General features: G+C 50.8%; 15 protein-coding genes. 6 read left to right on the top strand and 9 right to left on the bottom strand.

What is annotated here, in order from left to right; all coding sequences use genetic code 11:
- Window positions 1–301 precede the first annotated feature (301 nt).
- Window positions 302–646 (top strand): Grx4 family monothiol glutaredoxin, encoded by a 345-nt coding sequence (locus U0026_RS12535; RefSeq protein WP_035896299.1) that lies wholly within the window; start codon window positions 302–304, stop codon window positions 644–646.
- A gap of 67 nt (window positions 647–713) precedes the next feature.
- Here U0026_RS12535 and rnt read toward each other — a convergent pair whose 3' ends face one another.
- The 4 genes from rnt to U0026_RS12515 all read right to left on the bottom strand — a co-directional run bounded on the left by rnt (window position 714) and on the right by U0026_RS12515 (window position 3,694).
- Window positions 714–1,361 (bottom strand): ribonuclease T, encoded by a 648-nt coding sequence (rnt, locus tag U0026_RS12530; RefSeq protein ID WP_062776780.1) that lies wholly within the window; start codon window positions 1,359–1,361, stop codon window positions 714–716.
- A gap of 104 nt (window positions 1,362–1,465) precedes the next feature.
- Window positions 1,466–1,873, bottom strand: a complete 408-nt coding sequence (gene gloA, locus U0026_RS12525; protein WP_062776782.1) for a lactoylglutathione lyase — start codon at window positions 1,871–1,873, stop codon at window positions 1,466–1,468.
- A gap of 71 nt (window positions 1,874–1,944) precedes the next feature.
- On the bottom strand, window positions 1,945–3,042 hold the full coding sequence (gene nemA / locus U0026_RS12520; protein ID WP_062776784.1) for an alkene reductase: 1,098 nt from the start codon (window positions 3,040–3,042) through the stop codon (window positions 1,945–1,947).
- Between the two features lie 55 nt (window positions 3,043–3,097).
- A complete protein-coding gene (locus tag U0026_RS12515; RefSeq protein WP_062776786.1) occupies window positions 3,098–3,694 on the bottom strand; it encodes a TetR/AcrR family transcriptional regulator in 597 nt (198 codons plus the stop codon).
- A gap of 142 nt (window positions 3,695–3,836) precedes the next feature.
- On the opposite strand from U0026_RS12515, the gene U0026_RS12510 reads away from it, so the two are divergent.
- Together U0026_RS12510 and U0026_RS12505 are read left to right on the top strand one after the other, a co-directional pair.
- Window positions 3,837–4,076, top strand: a complete 240-nt coding sequence (locus U0026_RS12510; protein ID WP_073971161.1) for a DUF1289 domain-containing protein — start codon at window positions 3,837–3,839, stop codon at window positions 4,074–4,076.
- A gap of 48 nt (window positions 4,077–4,124) precedes the next feature.
- On the top strand, window positions 4,125–5,021 hold the full coding sequence (locus U0026_RS12505; RefSeq protein ID WP_062776788.1) for an aldo/keto reductase: 897 nt from the start codon (window positions 4,125–4,127) through the stop codon (window positions 5,019–5,021).
- Window positions 5,022–5,063: 42 nt separating this feature from the next.
- On the opposite strand, the gene U0026_RS12500 is transcribed toward U0026_RS12505, so the two are convergent.
- The 3 genes from U0026_RS12500 to U0026_RS12490 are packed head-to-tail and all read right to left on the bottom strand — an operon-like array spanning window position 5,064 to window position 8,191.
- Entirely contained in the window at window positions 5,064–7,088 is a 2,025-nt protein-coding gene (locus U0026_RS12500; protein ID WP_062776790.1) for an FUSC family protein, read from the bottom strand.
- Window positions 7,085–7,945, bottom strand: coding sequence for an efflux RND transporter periplasmic adaptor subunit (locus tag U0026_RS12495; protein WP_062776792.1), 861 nt, complete (start codon window positions 7,943–7,945; stop codon window positions 7,085–7,087). The genes U0026_RS12500 and U0026_RS12495 overlap by 4 nt, the downstream gene beginning before the upstream one ends.
- 9 nt (window positions 7,946–7,954) lie before the next feature.
- Window positions 7,955–8,191, bottom strand: a complete 237-nt coding sequence (locus U0026_RS12490; RefSeq protein ID WP_062776794.1) for a DUF1656 domain-containing protein — start codon at window positions 8,189–8,191, stop codon at window positions 7,955–7,957.
- A 195-nt stretch (window positions 8,192–8,386) separates the two neighbouring features.
- On the opposite strand from U0026_RS12490, the gene slyA reads away from it, so the two are divergent.
- Complete coding sequence (gene slyA, locus U0026_RS12485; RefSeq protein WP_062776796.1) at window positions 8,387–8,827, top strand: transcriptional regulator SlyA; 441 nt, start codon at window positions 8,387–8,389, stop codon at window positions 8,825–8,827.
- Window positions 8,828–8,869: 42 nt separating this feature from the next.
- On the opposite strand, the gene U0026_RS12480 is transcribed toward slyA, so the two are convergent.
- Window positions 8,870–10,228 (bottom strand): sensor domain-containing diguanylate cyclase, encoded by a 1,359-nt coding sequence (locus tag U0026_RS12480; protein WP_062776798.1) that lies wholly within the window; start codon window positions 10,226–10,228, stop codon window positions 8,870–8,872.
- A 218-nt stretch (window positions 10,229–10,446) separates the two neighbouring features.
- On the bottom strand, window positions 10,447–10,914 hold the full coding sequence (gene slyB / locus U0026_RS12475) for an outer membrane lipoprotein SlyB (RefSeq protein WP_062776800.1): 468 nt from the start codon (window positions 10,912–10,914) through the stop codon (window positions 10,447–10,449).
- A 266-nt stretch (window positions 10,915–11,180) separates the two neighbouring features.
- Here slyB and anmK point away from each other — a divergent pair, with 266 nt between their 5' ends.
- A complete protein-coding gene (gene anmK / locus U0026_RS12470; RefSeq protein ID WP_062776801.1) occupies window positions 11,181–12,305 on the top strand; it encodes an anhydro-N-acetylmuramic acid kinase in 1,125 nt (374 codons plus the stop codon).
- Window positions 12,306–12,396: 91 nt separating this feature from the next.
- Window positions 12,397–12,720 (top strand): C-type lysozyme inhibitor, encoded by a 324-nt coding sequence (gene mliC / locus U0026_RS12465; protein WP_062776803.1) that lies wholly within the window; start codon window positions 12,397–12,399, stop codon window positions 12,718–12,720.
- Window positions 12,721–12,732 lie beyond the last annotated feature (12 nt).

Here is a 12,732-nt window from a genome sequence, read left to right as displayed (position 1 = left end):
TGGGTATGGTTTACAAAACCCAACGATTCTAATCTATAAAAACACGAAATGTTAATACTGTTTTTAGGTCTAAAACGTTGTTTCGTTAGCAACTGCAAAAAAAAACATCAATTGATACAACTTGAGCTAAAAAATGAACACATTTTCCCGGTTGCTGCCGATAAAGACATATTTATAAAGCAACTTAAGAGAACAGACGATAAAATAGTAAAGCGTGAACAAAATGTTATTTTCGGTTCGCAGCCTGAAACGCTACAATGGCGGACTACTGTCGTAAAAAGAAGTGTGAGGAAGCAAGACAATGAGCGAGACAATTGAAAAAATTCAGCGCCAGATCGCTGAAAACCCAATCCTGCTGTATATGAAAGGTTCTCCAAAACTGCCAAGCTGCGGCTTCTCCGCTCAGGCGGTTCAGGCGCTGTCTGCCTGTGGCGAGCGCTTCGCTTATGTTGACATCCTGCAGAACCCAGATATTCGCGCTGAGCTGCCAAAATACGCAAACTGGCCAACCTTCCCACAGCTGTGGGTGGATGGTGAGCTGGTTGGTGGCTGTGACATCATTATTGAAATGTATCAGCGCGGTGAACTGCAGCCTCTCATTAAAGAGACCGCGGCGAAATACGCTGAAGAGCCAAAAGCAGAATAATTGCCTGGTTTGTGTAGGTCGGGTACCGAAAACAAAAAAGCGCCTTTAAGGCGCTTTTTTTATACGATTATTCTTCGGTGGCTATCGGTAGCGGCCAGCCGCCGAGACGCTTCCAGCGGTTGACGATTTCGCAGAACAGTGTCGCGGTCTGTTCGGTGTCGTACAGCGCCGAGTGGGCCTGGCTGCTGTCGAAATCCATACCGGCTGCGGCACAGGCTTTTGACAGCACGGTTTGCCCCAGCGCCAGCCCGCTAAGCGCGGCGGTATCAAAGGTAACGAACGGGTGGAACGGGTTACGCTTTAACGAGGCGCGCTCGGCTGCGGCCATCATAAAGCTATGATCAAATGTGGCGTTATGCGCCACCATGATTGCCCGATTGCAATCACTGTCTTTAATCCCTTTGCGCACCATCTTGAAGATAGCATGCAGCGCGTCATATTCGCTGACCGCACCACGCAGCGGGTTATTCGGGTCGATACCGTTAAACGCCAGCGCTTCTGGTTCAAGATTGGCACCTTCAAACGGTTCAACGTGGAAATGTAACGTGTTGTCCGGCATCAACCAGCCTTGCTCATCCATTTTCAACGTGATTGCTGCTACTTCGAGCAGAGCATCCGTTTTGGCATTGAATCCTGCGGTTTCAACATCAATCACCACGGGATAAAACCCACGAAAACGGTCGCATAGACCATTAAGCTGCACATTGTCGGACATCTGAATCTCTTAACTTAGAAAAAGTAGCGCGCATTATGGCAAATTTTGCCGTGGCTTGGAAAGGCGGGAGAAAAAAACGGGCGCCTTTTGGCACCCGTGGGAGATTAGTTGCCAAGACCTTTGCCGGCATCTTTCTCTTCGATTAGCTCGATTTTGTAGCCATCCGGGTCTTCAACAAACGCGATGACGGTAGCACCGCCTTTTACCGGGCCGGCTTCGCGCGTGACGTTGCCGCCATTTTTGCGAATGCGGTCGCAGGCTTGTGCCGCATTATCCACGCTCAGGGCGATGTGGCCATATGCGGTACCGAGGTCATATTTGTCGACGCCCCAGTTATAGGTCAGTTCAATGACCGCAGTATCACTTTCATCACCGTAACCGACGAATGCCAGAGAGTACTTATATTCGGTATTTTCACTGGTGCGCAGCAGCTTCATGCCCAGAACGTTGGTGTAAAATTCAATGGAGCGTTGCAGGTCGCCGACACGCAGCATGGTATGCAGTAAACGCATGATATCCCTCGTCCTAACTTATGAATAATGTCCTAGTATAGCGGCGGATGGCCGCCGCTATCAATGAAGGATCACAGCGTAGGGTAGTCGGTATAACCTTCAGCACCGCCGCCATAGAAGCTTTCTGGGTGCTGTGGATTCAGATCTGCTTTGTGGTGCAGACGCGCAACCAGGTCAGGGTTGGCAATATACGCGCGACCAAAGGCAACGGCGTCAATTAACCCTTTTTCGATAAGTTCTTCTGCTTTTTCCGGCGTGTAAGCGCCAGCGCCAATGATTGGGCCGTGGAAACGGGCACGGACTTTTTCACGGAATGCATCGCTGTACGGTTCGCCGCCAGCCCAGTCCGGTTCGGACATGTGCAGATAAGCAATTCCGCGTTTACCCAGCTCTTCGATTAAATAAAGGGCATCCGCTTCTTCGTTCGGGCCGTTATCGACGTTCTGGAAGGAGCCAATTGGCGAAACACGGATACCGATACGGTCAGCGCCCCATTCTTTGATCCCGGCATCAACCACTTCCAGTACCAAACGGGCACGATTTTCTACGCTGCCGCCATAGGCATCGGTACGATGGTTAGAAGAAGGTGACAGGAACTGGTGCAGCAGGTAGCCGTGTGCGGAGTGCAGCTCAACCAAATCGAAGCCAGCTTCGCGCGCATTAGCAATCGCCTGACGGAAATCGTTAACGATACCTGGAATTTCGCTGGTTTCCAGTGCGCGTGGCATGGAGGTATCGACACGAATAGCATGACCGTTCTCATCACGAAGCGAGGTACGAGTATTGGCGCTCAGGGCAGAAGGCGCGACAGGTGCTTCCCCATTAGGTTGCAGACTGTTGTGAGAGATACGCCCAGTGTGCCACAACTGTACGGCGATACGGCCATCTTCAGCATGAACACCCGCGGTGATTTTCTTCCATGCGGCAATTTGTTCTGGGCTGTGCAGACCCGGAGCGCCCTGGTAGCCTTTCGCTTGAGCGGAGACCTGGGTGGCTTCAGAGATAATCAGGCCAGAGCTGGCACGCTGGCGGTAATATTCACCCATCAGGGGAGTGGGAATATCGCCTGGGACGATGCTACGCAGACGCGTCAGTGGGGCCATAAACACGCGGTTCGGGGCGGTCACCGCACCCACTTTAAGTGGGGTGAACAGTTTTTCTTGTGACATAATGACTCCTGAGTAGACCGGTCGTCTAGTGATATAAGAAATAAAAACGCCGGGATCAGTCCGGCGCGGCAATCAGATTCCTGACGTGCGTCAGTGCGCTCTCGAGCGGGGCGGAGCTACGGGCCATTTTGGCCTGTAAATTTGCCCCTAACCACAGTGAGTAAAGTACCTGAGCTGTGGCATTGGCTTCACCAAAGAAGTTAAGACAGCCTTCGCGGCGACCATTTTCCAGCGCTTGTGCCAACAAAACCATAATCTGGTTGGCACCTTTATTCATTTCAGCGCGCATATCTTCTGATAGATCGCACACTTCAGCAGAGAGTTTGACGGTTAAACAACCGCTGATTAATCCCTGCTGACAAAACTGGGTCAGCGTATGCTGGTAGTAATCCAGCAGACGATCACGATAGTTGCCGGCACCCTGCGTGAAGTGCTCGATTAAACGCAGATGGTAATCGGCAAAGTGCCGTTCCAGCATCGCCACGCCAAACGCTTCTTTTGAACGGAAATAGTGATAGAACGATCCTTTCGGCACCTCGGCCGTCTTCAGCAGTTCGCTCAAGCCCATTCCGGTAAAACCCCGATGCATACAAAGACGCTCGCCGGTAGCCAGAATGTGTTCACGGGTATCATGTTCAATAGATTTGCTCATGCGGTGAACTATAATAGACCGATTGGTCTAATGCAAATGAATTTTTGAAAAGGTTACCTGAGTTGCATGAATGCTGAGAAAAGTTGCGTGCGTGTGATTAAACGTCTTCAATGAGAGTATGACGAGGTAAAAGGGGGCTAACGTGGCGGAGCAACTGGAGTTTTTCCCGGTTCAGAGTCCGTGCCGGGGAATATGTCAGTCAGATGAGCGGGGATTTTGTCGCGGCTGTTTTCGTAGCCGGGATGAACGCTTCAACTGGCAAAACCTGAGCGATGTGCAAAAGCAGGACGTCCTGCGGCTGTGTCGCCAACGTTTGTTGCGCAAATTACGCGCAGGCAAACCCACTGATGTTGAAGAACCTCAGCAGCCCTCACTGTTTTAGACGCAAAAGTGCGTATACTCGATAGCAATTTTTTTAGAGGAAATGGTTATGGTTCAACGTATTACTCTGGCGCCGCAGGGCCCAGAATTCTCGCGCTTTGTGATGGGTTACTGGCGTTTGATGGAGTGGAACATGTCCGCTCGGCAGCTAGTGAGCTTTATTGAAGAGCATCTGGATCTAGGAGTGACGACCGTTGACCATGCGGATATCTACGGTGGCTATCAGTGTGAGGCAGCTTTTGGTGAGGCGTTGAAGCTGGCACCGCATCTACGTGAACGGATGGAGATTGTCACTAAATGTGGCATTGCAACCACCGCAAAACCTGAACACGCACTCGGGCACTACATCACTGACAGCAACCATATCATTCACAGTGCGGAACAGTCGCTGCGCAATTTATCGACCGACGTGCTTGATTTGCTGCTGATCCATCGCCCGGATCCGTTAATGGATGCGGATGAGGTTGCTGAGGCGTTCCTCTCGCTGCACCAGAGCGGGAAAGTGCGACACTTTGGGGTGTCCAACTTCACCCCAGCCCAGTTCGCGTTGTTGCAATCGCGCTTGCCGTTTACGCTGTCAACCAATCAGGTTGAAATCTCACCAATTCACCAGCCAACGTTGCTCGACGGTACCCTGGATCAGCTTCAACAGGCGCGCATTCGTCCGATGGCCTGGTCTTGTTTAGGCGGTGGACGTCTGTTTAATGATGACGAATTCCAGCCGCTACGCGATGAGCTGGCGCAGGTGGCCAATGAGCTGAATGCCGGTAGCATTGAACAGGTGGTGTATGCGTGGATTATGCGTCTGCCATCGCAGCCTTTACCGATTATCGGCTCCGGTAAAATTGAACGCGTTCGTTCGGCGATTGTCGCGCAATCTCTCGATATGACGCGTCAGCAGTGGTTCCGCATTCGTAAAGCCGCGCTAGGTTACGACGTTCCGTAAAAATAAAAAGGCAGACGGTTATCCTCGCCTGCCTCTCTTCTCTTACGCTGTTTGCTCGGTTAGCGTACCGGGCGTCGGCGCCGTTTCAAGCTGCGAAAGTGAACAGTAAAGCCGCCACAGAATCGAAGCCAGCTCACGGGCAGCCGGTTGATGGTGGTGCGAGAGTGAGTCGCAAATTCGCTGTAATTCCTGCAAAGTGGCAGCCAATGGACGTTGTTGCACCCCACGTTCACTCATCACATCCCGCAGCAGACTAATAGACATATCACGTACCTGCGAAAGCGGATCCGAGCGTGCTTCCCAACTGCGTAATTGCCACACCACGTGCGAACAGTTCAGCAACACGACTCCCCAGCGTAATAACCAGCGGCGCGCCGGTTCATCCTGGCTGCTGCTTAATTGGCTAACATGATGATAAACGAGGGATTCAAAGTCATGCTCGCTGTTGTCGGGATGGCGACTCAACTGGTCAACAAAGTGACGCCGTAACGCTCTGATATGCCGACGACTCTTACGTGCATCTGAACCCGGTGTTAGCACGGCAAAAGCCAGCCAGGCCAGTCCGACGCCGATAATTTTCGCCAGATTATCATTGAGAAAATCGGCAAAGTTATAGACTGGCGGATTGGTGACGGCGATAAACGACCCCATAAAGACAATGAGCGATCCCCACAGCCTGGCTTGTTTAGGGATTTGTAGCTTCAGCAACTGCATCGTCAACAGTAGCGGGAACAAGAACAGCATAAATTGCCACAGGTCGCTTATCTGCACCATCAGACCAAATTTGACGCCAAAGCTGAAAATGGAGAGCAGTACCAACGTGCGAAGCAATAAGGTTAATGAACTGTAGGGGGACGGTACGTTGGAGTACAACACGCAGCAGATTGCCGCCAGCGTTAATGCCGCCGCGGCTGATTCCCATTGGGTGCTAATACTTAAAGCGCCAACGCTAACTAAAGCAAAGAACGTTCGGATACCGCTCCAGGCGGCTTCTGCATGATCCGTGTGTCGCATCAGCGCGGGAGCCGCAGGAACGGAAAATTCGGTAACCACAGAGGCGTTTTCCAGCCGATGCAGCCAGTGGCTGGTGGTGAGATACAGTCGGCAGAAGTAGCGCAGACGGTGCCAGAAGGCGTGGTGGCGGTAGTTTTGCGGATCCGTGGGAGCCAGTGGCGCAATGATACGGGCGACCGTATAGGCATCACAGTTGGGCTGCGCCAGCGCCTGCAGTAATTGTTCGAGCACCGGACGAATTGTGGGTGGCGCGTCGGGCCAGTTCATCATCAGACGGCGGAGGCTGGAGATAACGCTGGTCAGGCGTAGCTGCTGATGAAGCAGGTAGTTGAGCAGCGTATTCTGTCGGCGAAGCCGATAGTGGCTCCAGAACGCCTGAATGCGTAGTAGGTTCATGGTCAGAATCTGGCTGATAACGCTCTGATGTGCTGAACGAATAGCGTCGGTCGTGACCGGTTGCCACAGCATGCTGGCGTGCTCCAGCAGGCGGGCGTGCATATTTTTCAGTGCCGTTAGTAGGGTGCTGCCGTCAGAGGTGCTGGGCAGGATCATCATCATCAACCCACCGCACAGAATGCCGACAATGACTTCGCAAACGCGCGCTTGGGCAATTTCCCAAAGCTTAGTGGCGTCGACCACATTGATAATTGGGAAGGCGATGATAGCGCATGTGTAGCCCGCTAACTGAAATGCATAGGCGACGTTGTTGGTGTACATCGCGCAGGCCCAGGTGCAGAAGGCCAGCCAACCCGACATCGCGAACAGAAAAAACCAAGGGTCGGTTAAGGTGTGTCCGGCAATAAGAATTGCGGCGCCGGCGCCCAATAAGCTCCCGGCAATGCGGCCGAGGCTTTTACTGATAACGCCGCCTACGGTGGGAAAACTGACGACCGCTGCCGAGGTCATCGCCCAGTAGGGCTCATCAAGATCCAGCCAGTAGGCGATGCTCAGTGCCAGGCACATGGCGATAGTATTACGCAGCGCATAGCGCCACTGCGGAGACGTTGCTTTGACCCAAGGCAATGAGGCCCACGTCAATGCGGGAGAGATCATTGTGTTTTACCGACGATAGACACAGTGCAGGTCGTACCGGCAACCAACAACGTGTCTGCCGGAACGGATTTAAACTGAATACGCACAGGAACGCGCTGCGCCAGACGAACCCAGGGAATGGTGGGTTTGATATCGGCCACTAACGAACCGTCAGCCGTCAGGCTTTGGTCGTGGATTGCCCGACCAATACTGGATACGTGACCCTGTAACTTTTTGTTGTCGCTGTATAACACAATATCCGCGCGATCCCCTTCGCGGATATGGCGCAGCTTGGTTTCTTCAAAATATCCCACGACATAAAATGAATGGCTGTCGATCAGTGCGAAAACCGGGTGACCCATGGCGGCGTAGTTGCCCACGCGGGTGGTCAGGTTGGTCACCCAGCCGTCAACGGGTGCTTTGACATCGGTTTGTGAAAGCTGCCAGTGGGCGTGCGCGCGCTCGGCTTTGGCTGCGTCAGCGTTAGCCAGAGCCACTTTTAACGCCATACTGGAGGCCTCACGATCTTCAGCGGAGATAGCATTCGCGGACAGGCCGCGACGACGCGCGGCTTCATTGCTGGCCCGGGACAGTTCGGACTGCGCTTTCGCCAGTTTTGCGTCGGCGTTCATAAGCGCAATTTTCCACGGCGTGGGATCAATGGTGAACAAAGTCTCACCCGCTTTCACGAACTGGTTATCTTTGACGTTGAGACTGAGGATGCTGCCGGAAACCTGCGGTGTAACATCGACCTGCTCGGCGCGAATTTTACCGTCACGGGTCCACGGCGACTGCATGTAGTAGTTCCAGACGAACCAAACTGCGAGGATCGCGATGGCAGCAATTAACAGCGTGGAGAAATATTTAAGCTTTTTCATTGAATGACGTTACCACCAGACCAGAATCATCAGCGCAAGGCAGACGGAAAGGGCAAAAAAGGAGAGATCCATTAACAGCGGATGCCAGATATCACCGGCATACATCCAGTCACGCAAGATTCGGTGGATAAGCAACCATAACAAGAAGCCGAGAAGGACTGCTTTGAATAGAGGTGGAAAATAAATTGATGCGCCCACGACGAGATCTTGTAGCGGCAGTCCGGGAATGTAGAAATTCGACTTCACAAGCAAAAATCCTTTGCAATTATGACGTTATAGTTCGCCATGGTGTCTTGTTTTGAAATAAATAAACATCATTTGTAACAGTGTAATCCATGAAGCGGTTTTACGTGCACGTGGCAATTCATTTGTTTTGCTAATTTAAATACTGCACACTATTCTAAAATCAGCATAATAACTTAGCAAGCTAATTATAAGGAGATGAAATTGGAATCGCCATTAGGTTCTGATCTGGCACGGTTGGTGCGCATTTGGCGTGCTCTGATTGACCATCGCCTAAAACCTCTGGAACTGACGCAAACGCACTGGGTGACGCTGCATAATATTCATCAGCTACCACCCGATCAATCGCAAATCCAACTGGCTAAAGCGATCGGCATTGAGCAGCCGTCACTGGTTCGTACATTGGACCAATTGGAAGAGAAGGGCCTGATTTCTCGCCAGACCTGTGCGAATGACCGTCGTGCCAAACGTATTAAGTTAACGGAGAAAGCGGAGCCCCTGATTCAAGAGATGGAAGCGGTGATTAGCCACACGCGTGGTGATATCCTGGCGGGCATTTCTGCTGAGGAGTTGGGGCTGTTGACCTCGCTTATCCGTAAACTGGAACAAAACATCATCGAGTTACAATCACGCGATTGATAACCCCAAAAAACCCGCGAAGTTCGCGGGTTTTTTTATTTCTTATTCCCAGATAACGACCCGGTTTCGACCTGCTGCTTTCGCGCGGTACATTGCTTCATCCGCTCGGCGTACACACTCTTCAACCGGTATCGACAGATCAATTGCGGTAAACACACCCATACTGATGGTTATTGACTCCGGTAACCGACTTTGGCTGCTCTCAGTATCGTGCTGGCTAATTGCCAGTCGGATACGTTCAGCCACAGACTGTGCGACATCAGCCGAGGTGTTCACCAGCAGAAGCGCAAATTCTTCCCCACCAATGCGTGCGGCAATGTCGTTCTGACGGACGGAATCCTGGAGCACTTTGGCGACAAACTGAATCACCTTATCGCCCTGTAGGTGCCCGTACTTATCGTTGATACGCTTAAAATGGTCAAGATCGCTGACGATAACCGAAACCGGATGACCGTTCGCAATAGACGGCTGCAAAGCGGTGAATGAGTCATAGAAATAGCTACGATTGTACAGTCGTGTTAATGGATCACGGATAGAATTTTGGTATGAGTTCAGGTATTTGGTGTTGGACTGACGGTACAGTGTGAACACATCACAGAACAGAACAAAGATAAGGAACAGTGTTGAAATGGTTTCAAACAGGCGAGCCTGATACCAGCTGTAGCTGGCGGTGTCCTGGCCTGTCATCAGCACGAATAGCGTAAATATATAGCAGGAGCAAAAGAAAGCCCCGCTATACCAAAAGATATTGCGTAATTGCGTGATAACTAAAATGATCAGCAGCGCCAGTATCCATATGCCAATTAAGGACCAGTTGATAACCGTTATCCAAATATTAGAATATTTAAAGGTATTATTATCAATGAAGTCTACGCTTAATAGGGGATTGTTACTCGAGTATAGCCAAGCTAGCCACATAGTTGAGAGACTAAATAGGATAATGGCACTAATGATTATAAAATGGATTTTTCGAGTATGCATGGATTTTGTTTTAAAGGCATACAGAATAACCGAAGTAATAAAAAGGACCGCCATCAGGATATTACGGAATGAGAAAAATATCAGCGCGTCATTATAATTGGTGATATTTAAGCCACCGCATAAAAACCAGTCAGGATAGCTTTTTAACGTACCAAGCATGAGCAAGGCTGAAGAGGCGAAGGCCAGCGCTATCGGCACCAGATACAGACGGCTTTTGTCACAGGAATATTTCATGACCATAAAGACGGCGATCATGGTATGAAAGACCATCAGAAAAATAGTCAGCGTTGGAAATAGAATAGGCGCAATAGCCGGAACATGTTTGATGACGACATTAGAAAAATGATTGAGTAACAATGTACCAATAAGCGTAATGGTCAGATAAATCAAAAATCGTTGTAATGGGAATTTTAAAAGCATAGATGTGTCCTTTTACGCTAAACGCTTCAATTCTGGGCTTCCTGGCCCTCTATGGCTTTAGTTTACTTGATTAGTCGTAAAGAAATATTGTCCGGGCGCAAATAATAGATTAGCCAAATGCCAATATTATATTCATGTGGTGAATATTAAAATAAGAGGAGAGTGATGGGAGTGAAGGCGAGAATACGTGGCCAAAAAGGCCACGTATTCAGTAAATTTTAACGTGGTGAAACGGTAACCTGGCGGCCGTTGCTTGCCATGACGACGCGTTGGCCAGCAGAGAAACGGGTATCCCCCTGTTTCTGCACAACCATGATGGTGTTACCGTCATCTTTGCGGATTTCCAGCTCAACACCCTGGGTCTTGTTCATCGCACCCTGAACGCCTTGACCAGCTACGCCGCCAGCTACAGCACCTGCAGCGGTTGCCAGTGAACGACCGGTGCCACCACCGACGGTATTCCCGAGGAAGCCACCCAGTACCGCACCGCCAATAGCACCAATCACGTTACTTTCATCGCCGCCCTGAATCTGAACAGGACGTACATGGACGATTGTACCGTAGGTCACGTTCTGGACCTGTTTCGCCTCGGATGCCGAGTAAACATCGCCAGACAGGCCGCTGTTGCCGGCACACCCGGCCAGGGATAAACCAATCATTGAAACAGCCAATACACGTAACATCATTATGAATCTCCAGTTCACGAGAATTGCTCTTATGAGCATCCATACTGAACAATTATATGGTATTTGGTCGAAGCGGTCATATACTCCGCATTTATTATTAACGAGAATAATCTATGCAGGCTTAACCAACGCTAAACGTGTCATCAACTCTCCTGGGGCATTGGTCCAAATGTCAGCCTTGTTGTTAAAAAATATTATTAGTCAATGGCATTACATGTCGCTTTATGTTGGAGTGTTGACTTTGCATAGTTGACTAAGGACAGCGTATGAAATCCGGGCGATACATTGGCGTCATGTCGGGAACCAGCCTTGACGGTGTGGATGTGGTGCTTGCCGCGATAGATGAAAGCCGCGTCGCGCAGCTCGCCAGCATGTCCTGGCCCATTCCTATAGCGCTTAAAGAGGCCGTACTGGCTATCTGTCAGGGACAACCGCTCACACTCTCACAGCTCGGGCAACTGGATAATCGACTGGGTAACCTATTTGCCGATGCCATTCTTGCGTTAATGGAACGGGAACATCTCAAGGCGCAGGATATTGTAGCGATTGGCTGTCACGGACAAACCGTCTGGCATGAGCCGAAAGGTGATGCACCGCATACGATGCAAATTGGCGACAACAATATTATTGCCGCGCGGACTGGCGTTAGCGTGGTCGGTGATTTCCGTCGTCGCGATATGGCGCTTGGCGGGCAGGGCGCACCGCTGGTTCCGGCATTTCATCAGGCATTGCTCATGCACCCTATCGAGCGGCGGATGATCCTCAATATTGGTGGCATCGCTAACCTCTCATTATTGGTGCCCGGTCAGCCGGTACGCGGGTTCGATACAGGCCCTGGTAATATGCTGATGGATGCCTGGATCTGGCGAAACCTCGGTAAGCCGTATGATAAAGATGCCGAGTGGGCAAACGACGGTAAGGTTATCCTGCCGTTATTACAGGATATGCTGAGTGACCCCTATTTTGCGGCACCCGCGCCAAAAAGTACCGGACGTGAATACTTTAATTATGCCTGGCTGGCACAGTTCCTTACCCGTTATCCGGGGCTGCGTCCGCAAGATGTGCAGACCACTTTAACAGAGTTGACGGCAGTGACTATCAGCGAGCAGGTGATGTTGAGCGGCGGCTGCGATCGTCTTCTGGTGTGCGGAGGCGGAAGCCGTAATCCATTGGTGATGGCGCGTCTTGCCGGGTTGTTAGCGGGCACAGAAGTGGCAGCGACCGACGAATACGGTATTAGCGGTGACGACATGGAAGCACTCGCCTTTGCCTGGCTGGCGTGGCGAACCGTGGCCGGATTACCGGGTAATTTACCGTCAGTGACAGGGGCATCGGAAGCCAGCGTACTGGGTGCCATTTTCCCGGCAAACCCTCAGAATAATAAGAGTTAACTGAAATCATCTTTTACAGCGGGCCTGTAGACTTAACCAAAAGAGGAGTGTGAAATAGCTCCATGACCTGGAAAGTCGTAAGGCCCAAAAAATGAAAAAAATACTGATCGCTGTAGTCCCTTTGATGCTGGCCGGGTGTAGCACCTACAACCAGTTTATGGAACGTATGCAAACCGATACCCTCGAGTATCAGTGTGAAGAAAAGCCCCTGACGGTACATTTGAATAATCCTCGCCAGCAGGTGGGCTTTATTTATGATAATAAACAGCTGAATCTGATTCAGGGTGTTTCCGCTTCCGGCGCACGCTATACCGATGGCATCTATGTATTTTGGTCGAAAGGCAATGAGGCCACCGTCTACAAACGCGACCATATTGTTTTGAATAACTGTCAGTTACAAAACCCTAAGCGTTGAGATTTTCACACG

Source organism: Kluyvera intermedia, assembly GCF_034424175.1.
Taxonomy (GTDB): domain Bacteria; phylum Pseudomonadota; class Gammaproteobacteria; order Enterobacterales; family Enterobacteriaceae; genus Kluyvera; species Kluyvera intermedia.
This window is presented reverse-complemented; position numbering and strand designations above follow the sequence as displayed.

What these genes read in the sequence shown, in the direction of transcription:
- U0026_RS12535 (WP_035896299.1), top strand. Translation starts at nt 302, where the DNA reads ATGAGCGAGACAATTGAAAAAATTCAGCGCCAGATCGCTGAAAACCCA.
- rnt (WP_062776780.1), bottom strand. Translation starts at nt 1,361, where the DNA reads ATGTCCGACAATGTGCAGCTTAATGGTCTATGCGACCGTTTTCGTGGG.
- gloA (WP_062776782.1), bottom strand. Translation starts at nt 1,873, where the DNA reads ATGCGTTTACTGCATACCATGCTGCGTGTCGGCGACCTGCAACGCTCC.
- nemA (WP_062776784.1), bottom strand. Translation starts at nt 3,042, where the DNA reads ATGTCACAAGAAAAACTGTTCACCCCACTTAAAGTGGGTGCGGTGACC.
- U0026_RS12515 (WP_062776786.1), bottom strand. Translation starts at nt 3,694, where the DNA reads ATGAGCAAATCTATTGAACATGATACCCGTGAACACATTCTGGCTACC.
- U0026_RS12505 (WP_062776788.1), top strand. Translation starts at nt 4,125, where the DNA reads ATGGTTCAACGTATTACTCTGGCGCCGCAGGGCCCAGAATTCTCGCGC.
- U0026_RS12500 (WP_062776790.1), bottom strand. Translation starts at nt 7,088, where the DNA reads ATGATCTCTCCCGCATTGACGTGGGCCTCATTGCCTTGGGTCAAAGCA.
- U0026_RS12495 (WP_062776792.1), bottom strand. Translation starts at nt 7,945, where the DNA reads ATGAAAAAGCTTAAATATTTCTCCACGCTGTTAATTGCTGCCATCGCG.
- slyA (WP_062776796.1), top strand. Translation starts at nt 8,387, where the DNA reads ATGAAATTGGAATCGCCATTAGGTTCTGATCTGGCACGGTTGGTGCGC.
- U0026_RS12480 (WP_062776798.1), bottom strand. Translation starts at nt 10,228, where the DNA reads ATGCTTTTAAAATTCCCATTACAACGATTTTTGATTTATCTGACCATT.
- slyB (WP_062776800.1), bottom strand. Translation starts at nt 10,914, where the DNA reads ATGATGTTACGTGTATTGGCTGTTTCAATGATTGGTTTATCCCTGGCC.
- anmK (WP_062776801.1), top strand. Translation starts at nt 11,181, where the DNA reads ATGAAATCCGGGCGATACATTGGCGTCATGTCGGGAACCAGCCTTGAC.
- mliC (WP_062776803.1), top strand. Translation starts at nt 12,397, where the DNA reads ATGAAAAAAATACTGATCGCTGTAGTCCCTTTGATGCTGGCCGGGTGT.